This is a genomic window from Corynebacterium lizhenjunii (assembly GCF_011038655.2).
GTDB lineage: Bacteria > Actinomycetota > Actinomycetes > Mycobacteriales > Mycobacteriaceae > Corynebacterium > Corynebacterium lizhenjunii.
This window is the reverse complement of the sequence record NZ_CP064954.1, coordinates 969,283-988,532: the sequence shown is the minus strand read 5'-3', so window position 1 is coordinate 988,532 and position 19,250 is coordinate 969,283. Positions and strand designations below refer to the sequence as shown.

Annotated in this window: 16 protein-coding genes and 1 tRNA gene; 8 read left to right on the top strand and 9 right to left on the bottom strand. The window is 62.3% G+C overall.

Translation table 11 applies throughout. The annotated features are described in order from the left end of the window. Nucleotides 1-17: 17 nt before the first annotated feature. From G7Y31_RS04625 to G7Y31_RS04615, 3 genes are read right to left on the bottom strand one after another with little or no spacing between them, the layout of a single operon-like run. Nucleotides 18-1,436: a multicopper oxidase domain-containing protein gene (locus G7Y31_RS04625; protein WP_165009046.1), complete on the bottom strand. Its 1,419-nt coding sequence runs from the start codon at nucleotides 1,434-1,436 to the stop codon at nucleotides 18-20. A 13-nt stretch (nucleotides 1,437-1,449) separates the two neighbouring features. After that, the gene (locus G7Y31_RS04620; protein ID WP_165009044.1) at nucleotides 1,450-2,670 is read right to left on the bottom strand and encodes a beta-carotene 15,15'-monooxygenase; all 1,221 of its coding nucleotides are present in this window, start codon (nucleotides 2,668-2,670) and stop codon (nucleotides 1,450-1,452) included. Beyond that, nucleotides 2,667-3,845 (bottom strand): hypothetical protein, encoded by a 1,179-nt coding sequence (locus tag G7Y31_RS04615; RefSeq protein WP_196823619.1) that lies wholly within the window; start codon nucleotides 3,843-3,845, stop codon nucleotides 2,667-2,669. The genes G7Y31_RS04620 and G7Y31_RS04615 overlap by 4 nt, the downstream gene beginning before the upstream one ends. A gap of 101 nt (nucleotides 3,846-3,946) precedes the next feature. On the opposite strand from G7Y31_RS04615, the gene G7Y31_RS04610 reads away from it, so the two are divergent. From G7Y31_RS04610 to G7Y31_RS04595, 4 genes are read left to right on the top strand one after another with little or no spacing between them, the layout of a single operon-like run. Beyond that, nucleotides 3,947-4,207 (top strand): DUF2249 domain-containing protein, encoded by a 261-nt coding sequence (locus G7Y31_RS04610; protein ID WP_165009042.1) that lies wholly within the window; start codon nucleotides 3,947-3,949, stop codon nucleotides 4,205-4,207. 1 nt (nucleotide 4,208) lies between these two features. Continuing rightward, the gene (locus G7Y31_RS04605) at nucleotides 4,209-5,003 is read left to right on the top strand and encodes a substrate-binding domain-containing protein (protein ID WP_165009040.1); all 795 of its coding nucleotides are present in this window, start codon (nucleotides 4,209-4,211) and stop codon (nucleotides 5,001-5,003) included. After that, nucleotides 4,981-6,834, top strand: a complete 1,854-nt coding sequence (locus tag G7Y31_RS04600) for an ATP-binding cassette domain-containing protein (RefSeq protein WP_165009038.1) — start codon at nucleotides 4,981-4,983, stop codon at nucleotides 6,832-6,834. The genes G7Y31_RS04605 and G7Y31_RS04600 overlap by 23 nt, the downstream gene beginning before the upstream one ends. 34 nt (nucleotides 6,835-6,868) lie before the next feature. Next, nucleotides 6,869-7,585, top strand: a complete 717-nt coding sequence (locus tag G7Y31_RS04595) for a helix-turn-helix transcriptional regulator (protein WP_244977438.1) — start codon at nucleotides 6,869-6,871, stop codon at nucleotides 7,583-7,585. On the opposite strand, the gene thrB is transcribed toward G7Y31_RS04595, so the two are convergent. The 4 genes from thrB to argS all read right to left on the bottom strand — a co-directional run bounded on the left by thrB (nucleotide 7,582) and on the right by argS (nucleotide 13,020). Continuing rightward, entirely contained in the window at nucleotides 7,582-8,511 is a 930-nt protein-coding gene (gene thrB, locus G7Y31_RS04590; RefSeq protein ID WP_165009036.1) for a homoserine kinase, read from the bottom strand. The two genes, G7Y31_RS04595 and thrB, sit on opposite strands and share 4 nt — an antisense overlap. Before the next feature lie 30 nt (nucleotides 8,512-8,541). Beyond that, a complete protein-coding gene (locus G7Y31_RS04585) occupies nucleotides 8,542-9,882 on the bottom strand; it encodes a homoserine dehydrogenase (protein ID WP_165009034.1) in 1,341 nt (446 codons plus the stop codon). A 127-nt stretch (nucleotides 9,883-10,009) separates the two neighbouring features. Then, nucleotides 10,010-11,356 (bottom strand): diaminopimelate decarboxylase, encoded by a 1,347-nt coding sequence (gene lysA, locus G7Y31_RS04580; protein ID WP_165009032.1) that lies wholly within the window; start codon nucleotides 11,354-11,356, stop codon nucleotides 10,010-10,012. Between the two features lie 11 nt (nucleotides 11,357-11,367). After that, the gene (argS, locus tag G7Y31_RS04575; protein ID WP_165009030.1) at nucleotides 11,368-13,020 is read right to left on the bottom strand and encodes an arginine--tRNA ligase; all 1,653 of its coding nucleotides are present in this window, start codon (nucleotides 13,018-13,020) and stop codon (nucleotides 11,368-11,370) included. Nucleotides 13,021-13,354: 334 nt separating this feature from the next. Here argS and G7Y31_RS04570 point away from each other — a divergent pair, with 334 nt between their 5' ends. The 4 genes from G7Y31_RS04570 (at nucleotide 13,355) to G7Y31_RS04555 (ending at nucleotide 16,574) form a co-directional block, all read left to right on the top strand. Next, entirely contained in the window at nucleotides 13,355-14,140 is a 786-nt protein-coding gene (locus G7Y31_RS04570; RefSeq protein WP_165009028.1) for a (Fe-S)-binding protein, read from the top strand. Continuing rightward, nucleotides 14,140-15,756, top strand: a complete 1,617-nt coding sequence (locus tag G7Y31_RS04565) for a lactate utilization protein B (RefSeq protein ID WP_165009026.1) — start codon at nucleotides 14,140-14,142, stop codon at nucleotides 15,754-15,756. Before G7Y31_RS04570 ends, G7Y31_RS04565 begins: the two co-directional genes overlap by 1 nt. Continuing rightward, the gene (locus G7Y31_RS04560; protein ID WP_165009024.1) at nucleotides 15,756-16,379 is read left to right on the top strand and encodes a LutC/YkgG family protein; all 624 of its coding nucleotides are present in this window, start codon (nucleotides 15,756-15,758) and stop codon (nucleotides 16,377-16,379) included. Before G7Y31_RS04565 ends, G7Y31_RS04560 begins: the two co-directional genes overlap by 1 nt. A gap of 121 nt (nucleotides 16,380-16,500) precedes the next feature. Next, nucleotides 16,501-16,574, top strand: a tRNA-Arg gene (locus tag G7Y31_RS04555). Between the two features lie 1,820 nt (nucleotides 16,575-18,394). Here G7Y31_RS04555 and G7Y31_RS04550 read toward each other — a convergent pair. Together G7Y31_RS04550 and G7Y31_RS04545 are read right to left on the bottom strand one after the other, a co-directional pair. Continuing rightward, nucleotides 18,395-18,562 carry a hypothetical protein gene (locus tag G7Y31_RS04550; protein WP_165009022.1) on the bottom strand — a complete coding sequence of 56 codons (168 nt, stop codon included), beginning with the start codon at nucleotides 18,560-18,562 and terminating at the stop codon, nucleotides 18,395-18,397. Between the two features lie 246 nt (nucleotides 18,563-18,808). Then, on the bottom strand, nucleotides 18,809-19,108 hold the full coding sequence (locus G7Y31_RS04545; protein WP_165009020.1) for a molecular chaperone GrpE: 300 nt from the start codon (nucleotides 19,106-19,108) through the stop codon (nucleotides 18,809-18,811). Nucleotides 19,109-19,250 lie beyond the last annotated feature (142 nt).

Genomic DNA, 19,250 nt, shown 5'->3' with positions numbered 1-19,250 from the left:
GTGAGCGGCTAGGCACCCTAGTTGCTCACGATGATCTGGCCGTGTTGGCCCTTCTCCGCACTAGTCATAATGTGATTGACAAAGGTGTAGGTGCCAGGTTCTGTGAAGGTCATCTCCACAAAGCCACCCTGGGCTGGTTGGAGGTCTAGAGCTTGCGAGCCGGTGTCGCTGGCCCCGCGCAGCAGATAAGCTCCTTCCTTGTAGACGGTATCGAATTGCTCGCCCACCACGTGGAAGGACAACGCTTGGTCGGGGCCCACGTTGAGCAGCCACACGCGAATGCTCTGGCCCACCCTGGCGCGCAGGGGTTGCAGGTCATACTGGTTGGGGTAGTAATTAAACGCCATGAGGTCTGGCTGGCCTGCGGCAACGCGGGCGGCATCGGCACCGATGGCCTCCTCGCCCAGGAAGATGTCTGAGGCCACCAGGGCATATTCGGCATCGACAGGGCGGAGATCTTGGGGGTCAATGACCACGGCGCCAGCCATGCCGTTGGCAATATGCAGGCTCATGGGCGCTGTCGCACAGTGATACATCCAAATCCCGGCGCGGTTGGCCTTGAACTCGTAGACCAATTCCTCGCCCGGCTCGATGGTGCGCATGGGGGCATCGGGGCTGACTTCCCCGGCGTGGAAGTCAATGGAGTGGCCCATGGTGCCCTGGTTAACGATGGTAATGCGGAAGGTATCTCCCACCTTGCCACGCAGCGTGGGACCGGGGGCCTGCCCATCGAAGAGCCAACGCACCTGCCGGTGGCCGGGGGCGACATCGCGAACTTCTTCCGTCATTACCCAGCGGTGTTCATGGACTCGCCCCTGTGCTGGGGCCAGGCGCGGATCTACGGCCTCAAAGTCTGCTCGGGCGGCCATGCGTTGGGCAGCGCTGGGAACCTCCACGAAGGGATTATCGCCCCCAGCAGCCATGGTGTGATCATGGCCGGCGCTTGGTTGCGCGCCGTCGATGGAATTAACGTCGATGGCATTAACCGCAATCGTCATGCCCTGCACGCTGTGCCCAGCAATGGTGCATAGCCCGGCGACGTCCTCGGTAATCACCCCAGCATCCAGGCGCACCGTCTTGCCTGGCTCCACCCGCCCGGTCTCTGCCTGCCCAATCTTGAGGTCATGGACGCGGTCGCCTGAGTTGGTGAAATTAACAATCAGTTGCGAGCCCACCGGCACGTCCACGCTGGCGGGCACAAAAGCCATGCCCTCAACGCGGACATCGACGGTAACCGCGCCGCTGGCAGCCGGTGCCGACGCCCCTGCCGCATGGTCAGATGAGTGCAGGTTGGTGGCCTGGGTGTTGACTACCGCAAGCGCAATGACTGCCGCAATGGCCAGGCCAATGAGCGCCCACGCACCCCAACCGGCACCTTCAGGGGTCTTCCCAGCAGCGGGCTTGCCTTCAGGTGTTGGTGCAGACAAATCAATCATGGAATTCTCCCAGCTAATTAGTCGTTCGCGGATGAAATACGGCCCAGGCAGTCGCCGCGACAGTCCAGGCTAAACCTGCGCCCATCATGATAATCCCGGACATGGTGGCTTCCGGCGCGCTACCAGGAACCACGGTGATGACGGCCCCGAGGTTGATCAGGACCACGCGGGCTACGCCACTGCGCGAGGCCCTCGCACGGGCGGCAAGGACTTTCTCACGCCCTCCGCCGCGCAGGGTGGGCAGCAGGTGGCTGAGCACCCCGGTGACCATCTGCAACAAACCGGCGCCCACAAAAGCCGGCAACAGCACCAAGGTCACTGCCCGGGGATAAGCGCCGGTAAGAATGCTCAGGGCATCGGCAGCATTGAGCGCCACCATCCAGCCCAGGCCAGCCAGCACGCTAAGCGTGGCAGCGGTGAGCTGCGGGCGGTTGCCCAGCACGCTATCGACAACCGGGTGTAATACCAACGCGCTTGCCACCACGGTGGCCAACTGCCCCAGCCCACCCACCAGGTACCACCCGGCGCAATAGCCAACCATGGCCACCGCCAGGCCCGCGGTATGGACCACCAGTGCCCTGCTACACCGGGCGCGCGCCGCCGGGGCGATCGGTGTGCCCGATAAGGTGGGCAGCAACGTCACCACCGTGCCCACGATGGTCAGCAGCGCAAAGCCCCACACCGCGCCGCGCTGGTGCGCAGCAATCATATTGGAATAGTTGCCCGCCCCGCGTGCCGCCGCCGCAGCGCACAACACCGCCGCCGCTAAAAAGCCGGTAGCGACCAGGTAATACGGCACCGTCACGGCGAATTGGCCGGACAATGAACCCCGCAGCGCCCGCCCGATAGCCACCGCGTGCCGGGCCAGGGCAGACAGGATGAGTACAACGGCGGCATCGGAAAGCACTCCCCAGTCAAAGCCTGCCCGGTCTGCCAACAGCAAGACCAAGCCCACCTGGATCAGCCCCACGCGCCCGGCCACCGCGCGGTAATCCTGCGTGGCGGTGCGGGTGAGTGCCTCGCTAAAGTGCGTCGAATACACCACAATTGCGGTGGTCAGCACACCAACGCTGAATGGGTGGATAAGCTCCCACCACACCACCGGCGCCCCCAGCTGGCGCGCGAGCACCAGGCCCATGCCCACCGCCAGCCACACCGCCACCAAGCAAAAGACTGCGGTGTGCCAGCGCCCGCGCCGGGCCAAAGAGACATCATTGATTAGTTGCTGGCTCATGCGCGGGACTCCTGGGCCTGCCGGAAGTCCTGGCCTTGCTGGAAGTCCTGGCCTTGCTGGTCGTGCCGGGATCGGTGGGCTTTGTGTGCGCGCCTGCGGCGGGCATGCACGGCGCCCAGCCCCAAGGCAAGGACAATAAAGCTCAGCACGGCAATGATGTTGAGCACCCCACCAGTTACGTAGCCGGGAGCATAATTCTTCCATCCGGCGTAAATCCGCAACGCCAAACCACCGTGCAGAAACACCACCGGTACGTAGAGCACCCAGTGATAAGGAAGGGTGCGGCGCACCACCGCGGCCAAGATGGTGGGGGCGTGGGCAAAAATCATCGACAACACAAAGCCCAGGAAGATGGCATGCACGCTGGCGTCGTAGCCATAGCCGGTTATGGCATTGCCTGTTGCCAGCCAGCCCAGCCCGGCGCTGGCCAACCACGCGTAGCCCAGCAACATGCACCACGCGCTATACCGCGGCAGGCCCTGGGCGCGCACCAACACGCGTGCTACATCTACCCGGGCGGCGGCCACCGCCACGCCCACAAGCCCGGCCCCCAGCAAGCGGTAGCCGACGGCGGGGACCACCAGATAAACCACCGTGGCCGCAGCCAGACCCAGGCACCAGGCGGCCAGGCGGGATTCTGCGCGAGCACCGCTGATGCTCACCCGGGCAAGTTCCATGCGCTCGCCAATAATGGTGCTCACCGCATAAAGTACCGCTGCGGGCATGGAGGTACGGAACTCACCGCTCAACGCCCACAGCCACACCGCAGCCACACCGCCAATAACCCCAATGGCCTGCACCACCACCGCAGAGGTGGGCTGGCGGCGATAAATCGCGGCATAGATAGCGCCCAGCACCCCAAAGCTGACCCCAAAAGCTGCGGCCGGAAGCACTCGGGGCGCGCCTGTAAGCAAGCTCAGCACTCCCAGCACGTGCGCAATAGGCCCCACCCAGGCCCAGCGCGCTCGCACCGCAATGGTGCGCTCCAGGCCAATGGCCCCACCCACGAAGCCAAAGACCATCAACGGGCCGTGGTCCCGGGCAATGTCGCTAGCCGCCCCGGCCGGCCCCCAGGTTAGCCCCAGCAGGTGTGCGCCCGCCGCCAGGCCATGCAGAAGGGCCACCCCTGCGAAGACCAGGAAGAATACCCGGTGCGCCACGCGTTTATTTTCCACGGTGTTAATCGTACTAAAATTGCGGCTATGCTGGAAGCAACGCCCAGCCCATCTCACCCCTACCAACCAAGAAGGACACAACCCACAAAGGAGTCTTAACCATGCAGTTGCCCATCTCTGACGTTCACGCCTCCGGGGACATTCCCACCCTCAACGCCAGCGAAATCCCCCACGCCGTTCGCCACGGTGCCATCCACGGCGCACTGGGCACGTTGGCCGTAGGCGAGTCCATGGTGCTCATCGCCCCGCACAACCCCCTGCCGCTCCTGCGCGAAGTTGAAGCCCGGGAAGAAACCTTCGAGCTAGACTACCTCAAGGAAGACCCCCAGGATTTCCACATCAAGTTCACCCGCACCGCCTAAAATGCCCGCACGCGCATATTCCGCCCGGGCCCGGGCGCTGGGGGTCACCGCCGTAGCAGGCCTGTGCACAGCGCTGAGTCTCCTGGCCGGGTGCTCCCCGCTGCCGCAGGGCCCCAGCCAAGAAGCCGGCCCCGAATTGACCGTCTTTGCGGCATCATCCACCCGGGTGCTCAACGAGGACCTCACCCACGCCGCCGCCCAGGCCAATCCGCCGCTACAGCTGCGCCTGAACAACGCCGGTTCCGCCGCGTTGGTACAGCAGTTAGCTGAGGGTGCCCCTGCCGATGTCCTGCTCACCGCCTCCCAAGAGACCATGGACGCCGCGGTGGCGGCGGGCACCGTGGCCCAGCCGGTGCGCCTGGCCACCAATACCATGGTGATGGTGGTACCCGCGGGTAATCCCGCCGGGATCACTGCGGCTGCGGGGCTGCGCGACGAGCACGTGCTGGTGCTGTGCGATCCGCAAGTGCCCTGCGGGGCAACTGCCCAGGCTTTGGCCCGCGCCAATGGGTTGGACCTGCAGCCGGATTCGCTAGAGTCGCAGGTAGCCGATGTGATAGGTAAGGTAGCCTCCGGGCAGGCCGATGCCGGCTGGGTCTATTCCACCGATGCCGCCGCCGCTGGATCCGCCGTCGAGGTCATCGACATTCCCCAGGCCAGCGCGTACCCCACCATGCTCCTGGGCGCGCGCACCTCTGCTTCTGTCCATCCCGAGTCTGCCGATGCCCTCCTAGACCTCCTCGCCCACAACTTCCGGCCCCAGTGGATCGCCCATGGGTTCCACCCAGTCAATTAGCCAGCCCACCCCGGCCCGCCACCGTGCGCCGGGGCTCTTTGGGGTCATTGGCGCGCTGGCCGTGGCTTATCTGGTGGTGCCGCTCCTGGCCCTGGCCACGCGGGTTCCATGGGGCAGGTTGGCAGACATTGCCACACAGCCTGCCACCCGCGATATGGTGGCGCTGTCTGTGGCAGCGGCCGCGCAATCTGCCGCGCTGGCAACCGTGTTGGGCGTGGGCCTGGCACTATGGCTACACCACCTGGGCCGCGCCGCGCAGTGCGTGCGCCTCTTTGTCTATCTTCCCCTGGCCTTGCCGCCAGTGGTGGGCGGTCTGGCGCTATCCGCGGCCTGGGGCCGCCGCGGTTGGCTTGCCCCGCTGCTTGAGACCTTGGGGGTCCACTTCGCATTCGCCTTTCCCGGGGTGGTCCTGGCCCACCTCTTTGTCATCATCCCCTTCGTGGTGGTGGCGGTGGACTCGGCACTGCGTCAGCTGGATCCGGAGATTATTCACTCCGCTCGTGGGGTGGGCTTGCGCCCCTGGACAATTAGCACTCGGATTATTGCTCCCGCTATCACCCCGGCTATTTTTACCGGCGCCGCGTTGGCTTTTGCCCGCTCCCTGGGGGAATTTGGCACCACATTGACCTTTGCCGGTTCCCTGCCCGGGGTCACCCGCACGCTGCCCAGCGGCATCTATTTGGAGCGCGACACTGACCCGGATACCGCCTATGGCTTGGCCGCGGTGCTGATAGCCACCGCCTTGGTAGCGCTGTTGGTGGCTGCCTTGCCCCTGCTCCCGCGGGCCCTGCGCACACAGCGCCCGGTTGCCAAGGCCCCAGCCGGGCAGATGGATTACGCCGCGCTATTGCGCCTGTCTAGTCCCCAGCTTGCCGGTACCGCCCCGCCCTCCCTGCACTGCGCCGGCGCGGTGTTTCCTGGCGGGCGTGCGACCGCCATCGTGGGCCCCAACGGCTCCGGAAAAACTACTCTTGGCGGCATTGTTTCCGGCAGACTGCACGGGGATGCGGTGCTGCGCGGCAGCACGGACATCTCTGCCACTCCTGCCCACCTGCGCGGTATAGCCATGCTGACTCAGCGTCCCGGTCTTCCCACCACCGGCACCGTGGAACGGGCCCTGAACATGGTCACCAGCAACCGCCAGCGCTCCCAGCAGCTGCTGGCCGCAGCAGGTCTAGCCCACCTTTCCGGTGTGCGCACCTCGCAACTTTCCGGCGGGCAAGCCGCCCAAGTTGCCCTGGTGCGTGCACTGGCGGCCCGGCCGCGCTTTGTGATTCTGGATGAGCCTTTTGCCGCCCTCGATGTCGAGTCCGCTGCCGCGTGGCGGGAGTTCTTCCGTCAAGACGCTGCGCGAGCCCAGCGCAGCATCATTGTAGTTAGCCACGACGTGATTGACGTTGCCTCCCTGTGCACTCACGCCGTGGTACTCGACGCCGGCCAGGTCATCGCCACCGGCACTGTGAGCCAGGTGTTCTCCCGCCCACCAAACCGTTTCGTCTCCGCGCTGGCGGGCTTGAATTACCTGCGGGTGCGCACCACCAGCAGCGGCAGGCTGCACCCGGACCCCAACGGCACCCGCATGGTCTGCCAGCTGGCGGACACCGAGTTGCTCACAGATGGCGCGCCTGGCACGACAGATGCGGAAGAACCTGGGTGGTGGATCGAGGCGAAGGTGCGCGCGATAGAGACCACGGACTTCCTCACGGGCGCGCGGGTGCTGCTCGATGCCGCAGGCTACCCCCTCCACGCCCCCGTAACGGGGCAGGCTCCCCCAGTGGGCGCACAGGTTCGCGTGAGGTTCCACACCGCCACTTTTTATGAACTACCCTGATTTTCTACGCCCCCAGTGGAGTAAAATAACTCGCATGATGCCTACCTCCCCCAGGTCTTCAACCGAGCTCTTTCCCGAAGCGCTGCGCCTTTCACCCAAACAGCGCGAGGTACTCAACACCTTGCAAACCTTCCCGCAAGGTGCCCGCGCACAGGACATTGCCGCCGCCCTAGGTATGCACGTCAACACCGCTCGCGGGCATTTAGACGAGCTGTTACACGTCGGGGCCGTGCGCGTGATTACTGCACCTGCTAAAGGCCGCGGTCGGCCGTCGTTGATTTTCCAGGTCCGTATCCCCGATAATCGCTCCATCGCGGAGGAATACATTGCCCTGATTAGCTTGATGGCCCAGATGTTGGCAGAAAAATCGGAACTGGAGGACTTTCAGTCCCAGCAGGCCCGCGAAATTGGTCGCCGCTGGGCGCAGTCCGTGTCCTCCCCACACCTAGTGGGCCAAGACCCCCTGGAGCCTGTCTATCGCAAAATGCGCGACATGGGCTTCGATCCCACCATCAACGTCAGTGAATTAGAAGCCACCGGCCAAGCCCCCATGGAACTCCACGCCTGCCCCTTCGTCTCCTCTGGTGTGGAGCCCTCCCCCTTCATCTGCGCGGTGCACGAGGGCTACTTGCAAGAAATAGCCCAGCGGGATCTTGACGGCAAACTTGCCTTGCGCCTGGTGCCCAAGTCTGGCAATGGCACCTGTCACATACAGGTGGCCAAGGCGCCAGCGGGGGAACCGGCAAGCTAAGCCTGGGTGACCTCCACGCTCACCGGCCCGGCCACGTCGAGTTCAAGCACCCGCAGGCCTTGGGCGCGGGCATCCTCCAGCACCGCCGGTTCCACGGGTTCGGTATGCAGCACCATCACGGTGGGCCCAGCCCCAGATAGATAGGCGGCATAGCCACGGTTGCGCAGGCGATTGACCCACTCCGCCGTTACCGGCAGCACGTCCGCACGATAAGGCTGGTGCAGACGATCACGCGTGCCTTCCCACAACAAATCCGGGTAGTGCTGCAAGGCGGCAACCTGGACGGCTGTGCGGGAGACGTTGAAGGCGGCATCGCCATGCGTGACGTGCGAGGGCAGCACGCGGCGCACGGCCTGGGTAGAGGCGTAGAAATCCGGCACCAGTGCGGTCGCGCGAATATCTGGATGCACCGGGATGGAGGCGGCCTTATACTCCGGCAGCGACCGCCCATCCACCGGCACCGTGGTCCACGACACCACGGCCCCGCCCAAAACGGAAGCCGAGGAATTATCCGGGTGCCCCTCAAAAGCCGTAGATAGCTGCACCAGCTGTTCCACCGACAGCGGCGAGCCCGCCAGCCCGTTGCCTGCGGCAACCCCGGCCACCGCAGCCGAAGCCGACGAGCCCAGGCCCCGGGACTGCGGGATATTGTTATGACAGACCACCCGCAGGCCTGGAGCCGCAACATCGGCAGCCTTGAGCGCAGAGCGGATGGCCTTGACCACCAGGTGCGAGTCATCGCGCGGCAGCTCCTGCGCCCCTTCGCCAAAGATCTCCACCGCCAGGCCGGAGCGAGTTACCTCCACCTCCACCGTGTCATAAAGCGAAAGCGCGATGCCCAAGGTGTCATAGCCCGGGCCCAGGTTTGCCGAGGACGCAGGGACCTTCACTATCGCTTTGGTGCCTACTTCAATATCGGTGCTCATGCGGGTGTGTCTCCTTTAATGCAGCTGTGCTTAGGCGTTGTCTAGGCGGATAACAGAATTGACCGCGTGAACGTCCGCCAGGGTCTCCAGCCGGGCCACGATGTCTTCCAAGTCCTTCTCTCGCGCGGAGTGCGTCACCACGATCAAGCGGGCAACGTCCCCACGGTCCTCTTGGCGCACGGTGCGCAGGGAGACCCCGGCGTCTGCAAAGACATTGGAGATAGCCGCGAGAACCCCGGTGCGGTCAGCGACGTCCATGTCAATGTGGTAGCGGGTAGAGACCTGGCCAAAGTCAGCCAATGGCAGTGCGGCGTAAGTATTGTCCTCCGGGGCGCGGCCGCCGTGGACCTTGTTGCGTGCGGCACCCACTACATCACCCAACACTGCCGATGCCGTCGGGTTACCGCCAGCGCCGTTGCCGTAGAACATCAAGGACCCGGCAGCCTCAGCCTCCACGAAGATGGCGTTATAGGACTGGTTGACCGAGGCCAGTGGGTGCTCCTTCGGCACCAAGGTGGGGTGCACGCGGGCATTGACATACTCCCGGCCATCCTCGCCTTCTAGGCGTTCACAAATAGCCAACAGCTTGATGGAGTATCCGGCCTGGTTGGCCGCGGCAATATCAGCTGCGGTAATAGAGGAAATTCCCTCACAGTGAACATCATCAAAGGTCACGCGGGTATAGAAGCCCAGGGAGGCCAGGATAGCCGCCTTGGAGGCGGCGTCATGGCCTTCCACATCCGCGGTGGGATCCGCCTCTGCATATCCCAGACGGGTGGCCTCTGCCAGGGCGTCCTCATAGCTGGCACCGGTGGACTCCATGGCGTCCAGAATAAAGTTGGTGGTGCCGTTAACAATGCCAGAAATACGCTTGATCTTGTCGCCCGCCAGGGACCGACGCAGCATGCCCACCACCGGGATCGCGGCCGCCACAGCAGCTTCAAAGAAGAGGTCCACACCAGCGGCATCGGCAGCCGCGGCAAGCTCATCAGCGTGCGCTGCTACCAGGGCCTTATTCGCAGTCACCACAGACTTGCCGGCATTGAGCGCAGCCAACACCAGCTCGCGCGGGTAGTCGATGCCACCAATGACTTCGACCACCACATCCACGTCCTCGCGCTGCACCAGCGCGTGAGCGTCCGTGGTCAACAATTCGGCCGGTACACCCGGGCGCGGTTTGGAAGTATCAGAGACCGCTACCCCACGCACCTCTACAGGGCCGCCAATACGCTGGGCAAAGTCCGCAGCGTTTTCATGAATCAGGCGAAAGACCTCTGCACCCACGGTGCCCATACCCAGCAGCGCGATTCCTACAGTCGCGCCTGCGCCCTTGCCGTTGCCATAGGTCGTTGCTGCCTGATTCTCAGCCATGATGCTCCCCTCTCGCGGGTGGTCGATTACCCGCATAATCATACAGACCTCTCGGTCTAGTTGTGCAAGCGCGGGGCCGCCACACGCACCCCCGCACCTTCCCTCTCCTACAGGTCTTCCCTAACCCTTAGAGATCGACATCCAATGCCAAGAGGTCATCAATAGTCTCCCGGCGCAACATCAAGCTAGCCTGGCCGCGGCGTACCGAGACCACTGCCGGGCGCAGCGCGCCGTTATACCGCGAAGACATCATGTATTGATACGCACCCGTGGTAGCAAAAGCCACCAAATCGCCGGTAGTAATGTCCCCGGGCAGACGCCGCTCGTTAACCAAAATGTCCCCAGATTCACAGTGGAAACCTACAATGCGCGAATCCACCAATGGGGCCTCAGAGTCGCGGTTGACTAGACGGACATCATATTCTGACTCGTACAAAGCGGGGCGGATATTATCGGACATACCGCCATCGACGGAGAGGTAGCGGCGCACTGGCAGATCATCCTTGCCGGTTTCAACATCCTTAACCGTGCCCACACGGTACAGCGTCACCGCACTGCCACCCACCAGGGAACGGCCCGGTTCCACCAACACCTTTGGTGCCGCAATGCCGAGTTCGGCTGCGGTACGGCCCACAGCTGCCAGCAGATCCGCAGCCAACGCGGCTACATCAAGGGCTTCCTCATACTCCATGTACGGGATGCCAAACCCGCCGCCCAAGTCCAACTCTGGCAGGCTTACTCCCAGTTCAGTGTGGATACGCTTGTACAAGGACAGCACCCGCTCAGCAGCCAATTTAAAACCTTCAGCGTTAAACACCGAGGAACCCACGTGGCAGTGCAAGCCCACCAGATTCAAGTGGCTGGCCTCCAAACAGGCCTGAGCCGCCGCAAAAGCCGCACCGGTAGCCAAGGAGATGCCAAACTTCTGGTCTTCATGCGCGGTAGCCACGAACTCATGGGTATGCGCATCCACGCCGGGCTTGACGCGGATCATCACATTTTGCACCCGGCCCGCAGCTGCAGCTACCTCATTGAGGCGGGCCAGCTCACCTTCATTATCCAGCACCACATGGCCCACGCCAGCAGACACGCACAGCTCCAGATAGTCCTGTCCCTTATTATTTCCGTGCGCGGTCATGCGCTGCGCCGGGAACCCACCAGCGAGCGCTACCTTGGCCTCGTTCACACTGGCTACATCCAGACACAAGCCTTCCTCGTTAACCCAGCGCACAACGCGGGTGCTAAGAAACGCCTTGGAGGCATAATGCACGTTCTCCGGCCCGCCAAAGGCCGCAGCCATATCCCTGCACCGCAGGCGGAAGTCATCCTCATCAAAAACATATAGCGGCGTACCAAACTCAGCCGCCAGCTCAGGGGCAGGTACACCCGCCAGCGTCACTACGCCGTCTTCCTCCCGACGCGCACCCTGCGGCCACACGTGGGCGGGCAACTCATTGAAGTCAGTCTCAGTCACGTCAAGTCCCCTTACATCTTCTCCGGGGCGCTGACCCCAACCATGGTGAGGGCATTAGCCAGGACCTGGCGGGCGGCATCGGCAAGCCCCAAGCGGGCAGCGTGGATAGGCTCTGCGGCCTGGTCTGCCTTCGGCAGCACCTGGCACTGGTCATAGAAACGGTGGAATACCGCAGCTAGCTCCTCAGCATAGCGGGCCACACGGTGCGGCTCCCGCAGGCTAGCCGCAGCGGCCACCACGGCCGGGAACTCGCCCAGGGTGCGAATCAGATCGCCCTCCTTCTCATGGACCAGCAGCGATAGATCAGCGCCCTGTGCGCTCACGCCAATCTCTGCTGCCTTGCGCAGGATGGAGCAAATGCGCGCGTGGCCATACTGCACGTAATACACCGGGTTATCCGCGGACTGCGAGGCCCACAAGCCCAGGTCAATATCAATGGACTGATCCACGGAGGAACGCACCAAAGAATAGCGCGCGGCATCAATACCAATGGCATCTACCAAATCATCCAAAGTAATCACGGTGCCAGCACGCTTGGACATACGCACCGCCTTGCCATCACGCACCAGGTTGACCATCTGGCCAATCAGCACCTCTACCTGCTGCGGGTCATAACCCATGGCAGCGGCAGCCGCGCGCAGGCGAGCAATATAGCCGTGGTGGTCTGCGCCCAGCATGTAGATGGCCAGGTCATGGCCGCGGTCAAACTTGTCTGCCACATAAGCAATATCGCCGGCAATGTAGGCAGCGTCCCCGTCGGACTTGATAACCACCCGGTCTTTGTCATCGCCAAAGTCGGTGGATTTCAGCCACCACGCACCGTCTGCGAAATACAGCTGGGAGTTGTCCTTCAGGTGGGCCACTGCCTTGTCCACGGCACCGGATTCGAATAGGGAATTCTCATGGAAGTAGACGTCAAAGTCCACGCCGAACTGGTGCAGCGAGTCCTTGATGTGGGCAAACATCATCTCCACGCCCGCGGCGCGAAAATTCTCCCGTACCTGGTCCGCATCCCCGTCGAGTGCCTGCGGCTGCTCCTTGAGCACCGCAGTGGCAATGTCCTGGATATACTGCCCGCCGTAGCCGTCCTCCGGTGTGGGCTCGCCTTTAGCCGCAGCCACCAGGGAATTAGAAAAGCGATCAATCTGGCGGCCATGATCATTAAAGTAATACTCCCGGGTAACCGTTGCTCCCGATGCCTCCAGTACCCGGCCCAGCGAATCCCCTACCGCTGCCCAGCGGGTACCGCCCAAGTGGATCGGTCCAGTAGGGTTGGCAGAGACGAACTCCAGGTTGACCTTCTGGCCCGCAAAAGAATCATTATTACCGTATGCCGCGCCTTCCTGGAGGACCTTTTCAACAATCTTGCCCTGGGCAGCTGCGCCCAGACGGATGTTCAGGAACCCCGGGCCAGCAACGGTGGCCTCGGCAATGGCGGGCTCGGCCATGAGGGCATCGGCAAGCCACTGCGCTAGCTCACGCGGATTGGCACCAGCCTTCTTAGCCACCTGCAATGCCAGATTGGTGGCGTAATCCCCATGCTCCGGGTTGCGCGGACGCTCCACGGTGGCCTGCGCGGGCAGGACAGAAGCATCCAGACCATGCTGCGCCAGCACTGCGGCGGCGGTCTGCCTAATTAATTGAGCCAAATCTGCAGGAGTCATAGCTGCTAACTGTAGCCAATGCCCCGGCGCCAACCTGCATTAGGCCAGGGCTTTACTGCGCGCTCCCAGCTGTGACTGCTCTCCACTCTTCCCCGCGCTCTCCCAGGGCGCTCCCGTGCGTTTTCCCTCGGCACCCTCGTGCGTTTTCCCTAGGCGCCGCCTGCCGCACTGCTCTGCGGTCGCAAAGGAATTTCGCAACACCAATCTTGCGAAATAGATGCAGGTCAGAGTGGCTAAGAGGTGCCCCACACGCGTAGAATCGCCCGGGAAAGACTGCGACTACCCACCGACTATTGACCACCTGATCACAGCCAAAATACCGCGAGGAGCCCACATGCGCATAGCGCTGTTTTCCACCTGCATTGGGGACGCCTTGTTCCCCGACGCCCACAAGGCCACCGCACTCATCCTTGCCCGCCTGGGCCATGAGGTGGTTTTTCCGCCCGCGCAAACCTGCTGCGGCCAAATGCACATCAACACCGGCTACCAAAAAGAATCCCTGGGGATGATTCGCACTTATGCGGAGGCCTTCGCAGACCCCTCCATCGACTACGTGATCGCAGCCTCCGGATCGTGCGTGGGCGCGGTGCGCGAACAGCACGTGCAGCTGGCCCAACGGCATGGAAAGCCTGCCGATGTCGCCGGTGCCCAACAAGCAGCCGCCAAGACCTACGATCTTCCGGAGTTTTTGGTAGACATCGCGGGCGTGACCAATGTGGGCGCCTTCTTCCCCCACCGGGTGACCTACCACTCCTCCTGCCATGGCCTGCGCTTCCTCAAATTAGGCGATAGGCCCTACCAACTGCTGGAACAAGTTGAGGGCATTGACCTAGTCCCGTTAGCCAACGTGGAGGAATGCTGCGGCTTTGGCGGCACCTTTTCCCTCAAGAACCCGGAAGTCTCTCAGGCCATGGTGGCCGATAAAGCCCGCCACGTTAAAGACACCCAGGCGGAGTACCTCACCGGCGGCGATTCCTCCTGCCTCATGAATATCGCCGGTGCTCTCGCGCGCCAACGCACCGGAATCCGCGCCGTCCACCTCGCGGAGATTTTAGCCTCCACCAAGTCCCACCCCTGGACCCCAGACTCCGCCGCCTACCCGAAGGAGAAGATGCTGTAATGGCTACTTTTGCAGACACTTTCCCACCTCGCGCCACCGCTACGGTGGGAAACCTGCGTGGCGATAGTGGCTTTGTTTTCGCCGCCCATGCTGGTCTTAACAACGCCACCCAGCGTCGCAACCTGCAGCACGCCACCACCACCATTCGCACCAAACGGCAGGCGGCGGTCACAGAAACCCCCGATTGGGAGCAGCTGCGCGCGGCCGGATCGGCGCTCAAAGCCGACGTGGCGGCACGCATGGACCAACTGCTACTCCAATTCGAAGAGCAGGTCACCGCCCGGGGTGGCACCGTCCACTGGGCGCGTGACGCCGCAGAGGCCAACCGGATTATCACCGGCCTCATCCGCGCTACCGGCGCCAACGACGTGGTCAAGGTCAAGTCCATGGCTACTCAGGAGATTGGACTCAACGAGCACTTAGAGGCCGAAGGAATTCACGCCCAAGAGACTGACTTGGCGGAGCTGATTGTGCAATTAGGCCAAGACAAGCCCTCGCACATCCTGGTGCCCGCCATCCATCGCAACCGCGCCGAAATTCGCGATATTTTTGTGCGCACCATGCCGCACACCGATGCCTCGCTTGCTGCCAACCCGCCCGAGCTTGCCGAGGCCGCCCGCGTCTTCCTTCGCCAGCAGTTCATGAAGGCCACCGTAGCTATTTCCGGGGCGAACTTTGGCGTGGCCGAAACCGGCACCATTAGCGTAGTGGAATCTGAAGGCAACGGGCGCATGTGCCTGACCCTGCCGGAGACCCTGATTACCGTCATGGGGATAGAAAAGCTGGTCCCCACATTCCAGGACCTGGAAGTATTCTTGCAACTGCTGCCCCGTTCTTCTACAGCCGAGCGCATGAACCCCTACACCTCCCTGTGGTCCGGGGTCACCCCCGGCGATGGTCCGCAAAACTTCCACGTGGTCCTGCTGGATAATGGCCGCACTGCCGCGCTGGCTTCGCCCGTGGGCCACCAGGCGCTCAAATGCATCCGTTGTTCTGCCTGCCTGAATGTCTGCCCAGTCTATGAGCGAGCCGGCGGCCACGCCTACGGTTCTGTCTACCCCGGCCCCATTGGCATTGCCCTGACCCCGCAGCTGACGGGAATGGCTGACCACCACGACCCCTCTGCATCCCTGCCCTACGCCTGTTCACTGTGCGGGCGTTGCGATGAGGTCTGTCCCGTCAAAATCCCACTTTCCCAGGTCATCTTAGAAAACCGCCACCAGAAAGTGACCACCGCCGCCCCGCCGGTAGAGCCCTATCTGTTTAAGACCATACAGTTGTTGTGGGACCGTCCTGCGCTATGGAACCGCGTCACCCACCTGGTGGCCCTGGGCCGGGTTCTGGGCGGCTTCAACGGTGTCATTGACTCGCTGCCGCTGTTCCTCTCCGGGTGGTCCGCCACGCGCGATACCGCCGTTCCCCCCAAGCAGTCCTTCCGCCAATGGTTTGCCACCGACGCCGCCCAGGACCTGCTAGCCCAGGCCCGCGCTGAGGGGCTGCCCACCAACGCCCTGTCTAACGCCTTGTCTGCCGATGCCCCCGCCACCCCCAGCGCCCCTAACCCCAACGCTTCCTCCCGTATCCCCGCCGACCAACACGAAGAAGGTACCCACTAGTGTCGCGTTCCGAAATTCTGGCCCGCATCCGCGCCGCTCAACGCTCCGCAGGGCTTGCCGCTTCTGTTGAAGTTCCCCGCGACTACCGCACCAGCGGCACCCTCAATCCTGAGGAGTTGCGAGACATGCTTATCGACCGCCTCGAAGACTACAAGGCAGAAGTTCACCAGTGCGCCGAGGATCAGCTTCCAGCCACCATCGCCGACATCCTCCACAATCGGGGGTGCACGCAAGTCCGCTACGCAGAGGGCCTCAACGCGGAACTATTCGCCAACTTTTCGGGCACCGCCAGCCCCGATAACCGCGACAGCGATCCGCGTCTCCTCGATTCCGTCGATGCCGTTGTCACCGCCTGCCACGTCTCCTGCGCGCAAACCGGGACCATTGCCTTAGAAGCCGGCCCCTTATGCGGCCGGCGGGCCTTATCCTTAGTCCCCGACCGGCACGTGGTCATCGTACGGGCAGACCAGATAGTCTACGGCGTTCCAGAAATGGTGGCCCGCCTCAATCCCCAGCACCCCATCACCTGGATCTCCGGCCCCTCCGCCACCTCCGATATCGAACTATCCCGAGTCGAAGGAGTCCACGGCCCACGGGATCTCATCGTGGTGCTGGTGTCCTAGGCTTTATCCATTCCCTACCCCGCTGCCAACGCGCACATTCCCCATCCCACCACCCAATTGCACACTAGCCTCACTCATGGGCTATGATTACTTAGCGTTGCTCCACTGCAGTGGAGCGCATGCCTCTGTAGCTCAGCGGATTAGAGCATCGGTTTCCGGTACCGAAGGTCGCAGGTTCGATCCCTGTCAGGGGCACTTTTTCATACCTCGTGTCGTGTCACTTCTAGCCACTCACGGCCTAATGGCCCGTTCCCGACTCTCTCGCACGAAGCCTATGCCGCCCGCCTACCGCGGGCGTTAAGCTGAGGCCAAACTGAGCCAACGGGGGTGACAACACTGCTCATCTTTCGCTATAGTGGGTGGTGACATGAAAGCTCGCCGCTCCAATGTCACCTACATGGCGAAACCCCCACGAGGCGGCTAACCTTGCGTGAGGGTTTCGTGAGACTAGCTAGCTAGCCAGGTTATAAACTCACGGATTGCATCCGCGAGTAGCCTGGCAACTAGCGCCCCGAAGGCTCGGACCGTAATCTTTCCGATTACCCTCCGAGCTTTTCCTTTATCCGGCTTTCCGCCGTCTGCAGGCTTCGGCATTTCATCTCACCCCCTTCCCGCAGGCGAGGTGGACCCAAAACTAGCAAGCGCTACTTTAAGCTCCACACTAGCGGCGGAGACTTATTCGCACCGCTAGAAGAGGGGACGCCACAACAGCGTCACCGGCAAGCTTACTCAAAACCGCCAACACACCGCCGAAAGCCCCCTCACATACGGCCAACCGTCCCTTTGCTGTGGGATCAACAAAGCAGCACAGGGGGTAATGAGCGGGGGGAGTCTAACACCGCGATTTTATAGCGCTTGACCTGCGGTTTTAAAGACGTGAATAAAATGCTTCCAAAATTCCGCACCGTCGGTTAATATGCAAGAAACCGCAAACCTCTAAAGCTACGAAAGGAAGGAAAAATTAAAGCAGCCCCGGCCGCTCGGGGGGGGGTGGTTGGCCGGGACTGCCGCCCGGAGCTCAGCTCAACGGGCTATAGCTATACTAACTCATCCGTGCGCAGAATGCACATCGAGTGAAATGAGCTTTCAATTAGCCTGGTCAGAGCGAAAAATACCCTCGGCGCTTGTTGCGCAGAGGGCTACTCGCGTGCGCTAAGAGAGGGCTACTCGCGTGCGCTAAGAAGGTCCGCCCTGCGCACTAAGGACTCCTGGTGCTCCTGGTGCGGAGCTCCTAGCGCGAGGCGGTATGCAGCTCCTGGCACAAGCCGAAACTGCCCCGCTCTCAAGCAACACGAAGCCCTCCACGCAAAGTTAGTGAGGGCCGGAAGGGCGGTTAGTGAGGGCCGGAAGGAAGGGCGGACTGAGTTTTTTAAGAGAGTTTTGCCAGGAACGGGTCACCGCTGCTAAATGCCAACGGCTTAGGGGCGGCAGCAGCCACCGGAGTGCAAGCACCCGCAGGTCGGGTGTCGGACCGAGAGCGTCGAAACCAAGCCCCGTACCTCGCGACTCGAGCCGCCCTAGGCCATCAGGCCTCACTCTACTTGTATATATCGCGGGATAGTTTCATATACAGGTGACCCAGGGGTGGTTGCGTTTTCCCAGGTCGCAAATCAGGCTCACGGCTACCTGTATATATCGCGGGATAGTTTCATATACAGGTAGCGCGTGGGGCAGCTGGGACTAGCACACAGAGGCCAAGGGAAACTGGGACTAGCGCACAGAGGCCAAGGGAAACGGGACTAGCGACTAGGGGGTCGTGCTTGGACCTGCTTCCACACTAAAACAAGCCAACTCGGGCCACAAAAAGGACCGTCTTTTGCACCAAGTACTCCTGGTGCAGAAGCTCCCAGCGTGAATGGTACGAGGCTCCTAGCGCGACTGGTGTCAGGCTACTAGCGCGACTGGTACGAGCTGTGCGAGTCAAACTGCTCTGCGCTCAAGCAACACGAAACCCTCCACACATAATGCGTGGAGGGAGAAAGTGTGCGACGGATAGCTCTGGTTGAGCAGTCCGTCTAGAAGAGTGTGCCCCACTCGATGTAGTGCATGCCCACCAGGGAACCCCACCAGACAATGGCCATCAGGATGAACATGGGAATTACAAAGACGAACTCGCCAACCCAGCCATCACCCTTGTCGCGTGCAGCTGCTTCCCGAGTTTCTAGTTCCTGACGATTGCTCATTGCGCCTGCATTCCTTTCGGTACATCCTTTGTGCCAATCCGGTGACCCGGCCCGCACCCTTGCCGCCGAGGCCGTCGAGATGGAGGATTAGCGTTGTTTTTGACAACACTTACTGTAGCAGCTCGGAGCAATAATTTCCCCATTCCCTGGAGAAAATCATTCCTGGAGAAACTACTGCGGTTAGCTCCACCGGATAGCCTCGCCCGGCAGAATCTAGTCCATTGACGTAGATCAAACAGTTATGGTTTAAAGGCCCGGATCTTCTCCGGCTTCAAGTGCCGCAATAAACTTCTCCCGGTCCGCAAACATCCGCTCTACACTGTCTTCGGTGCCAGCAATCCACTCCCCCGCTGCCTCGTCAAACGTGACGGCAAGGTCCGGGTAACGCTTAAGGATTGCTTCTAAAGCATCCAACGACTCTTCGCTAGCATTCCCAGACTCGTAGTCTTCCGGTGCGGACAACAGCTGTGCGGCACCGTCGATAACCTCGATGCCGTATTCCCGGTATTGCCGGCGAGGGTGTTCAAACAATTCTTGGCCCATCATGGCCGTCATTCTAAAGCACCCCGCCGACCTGCAAGCGGTCGCAGCCCCTGTGCGGGCGGTCGCGGCCCCAGTACGGGCAGTTGCGCCCCCAGTGCGGGCAGTTGCGCCCCCAGTACGGGCAGTTGCGCCCCCAGTGCGGGCG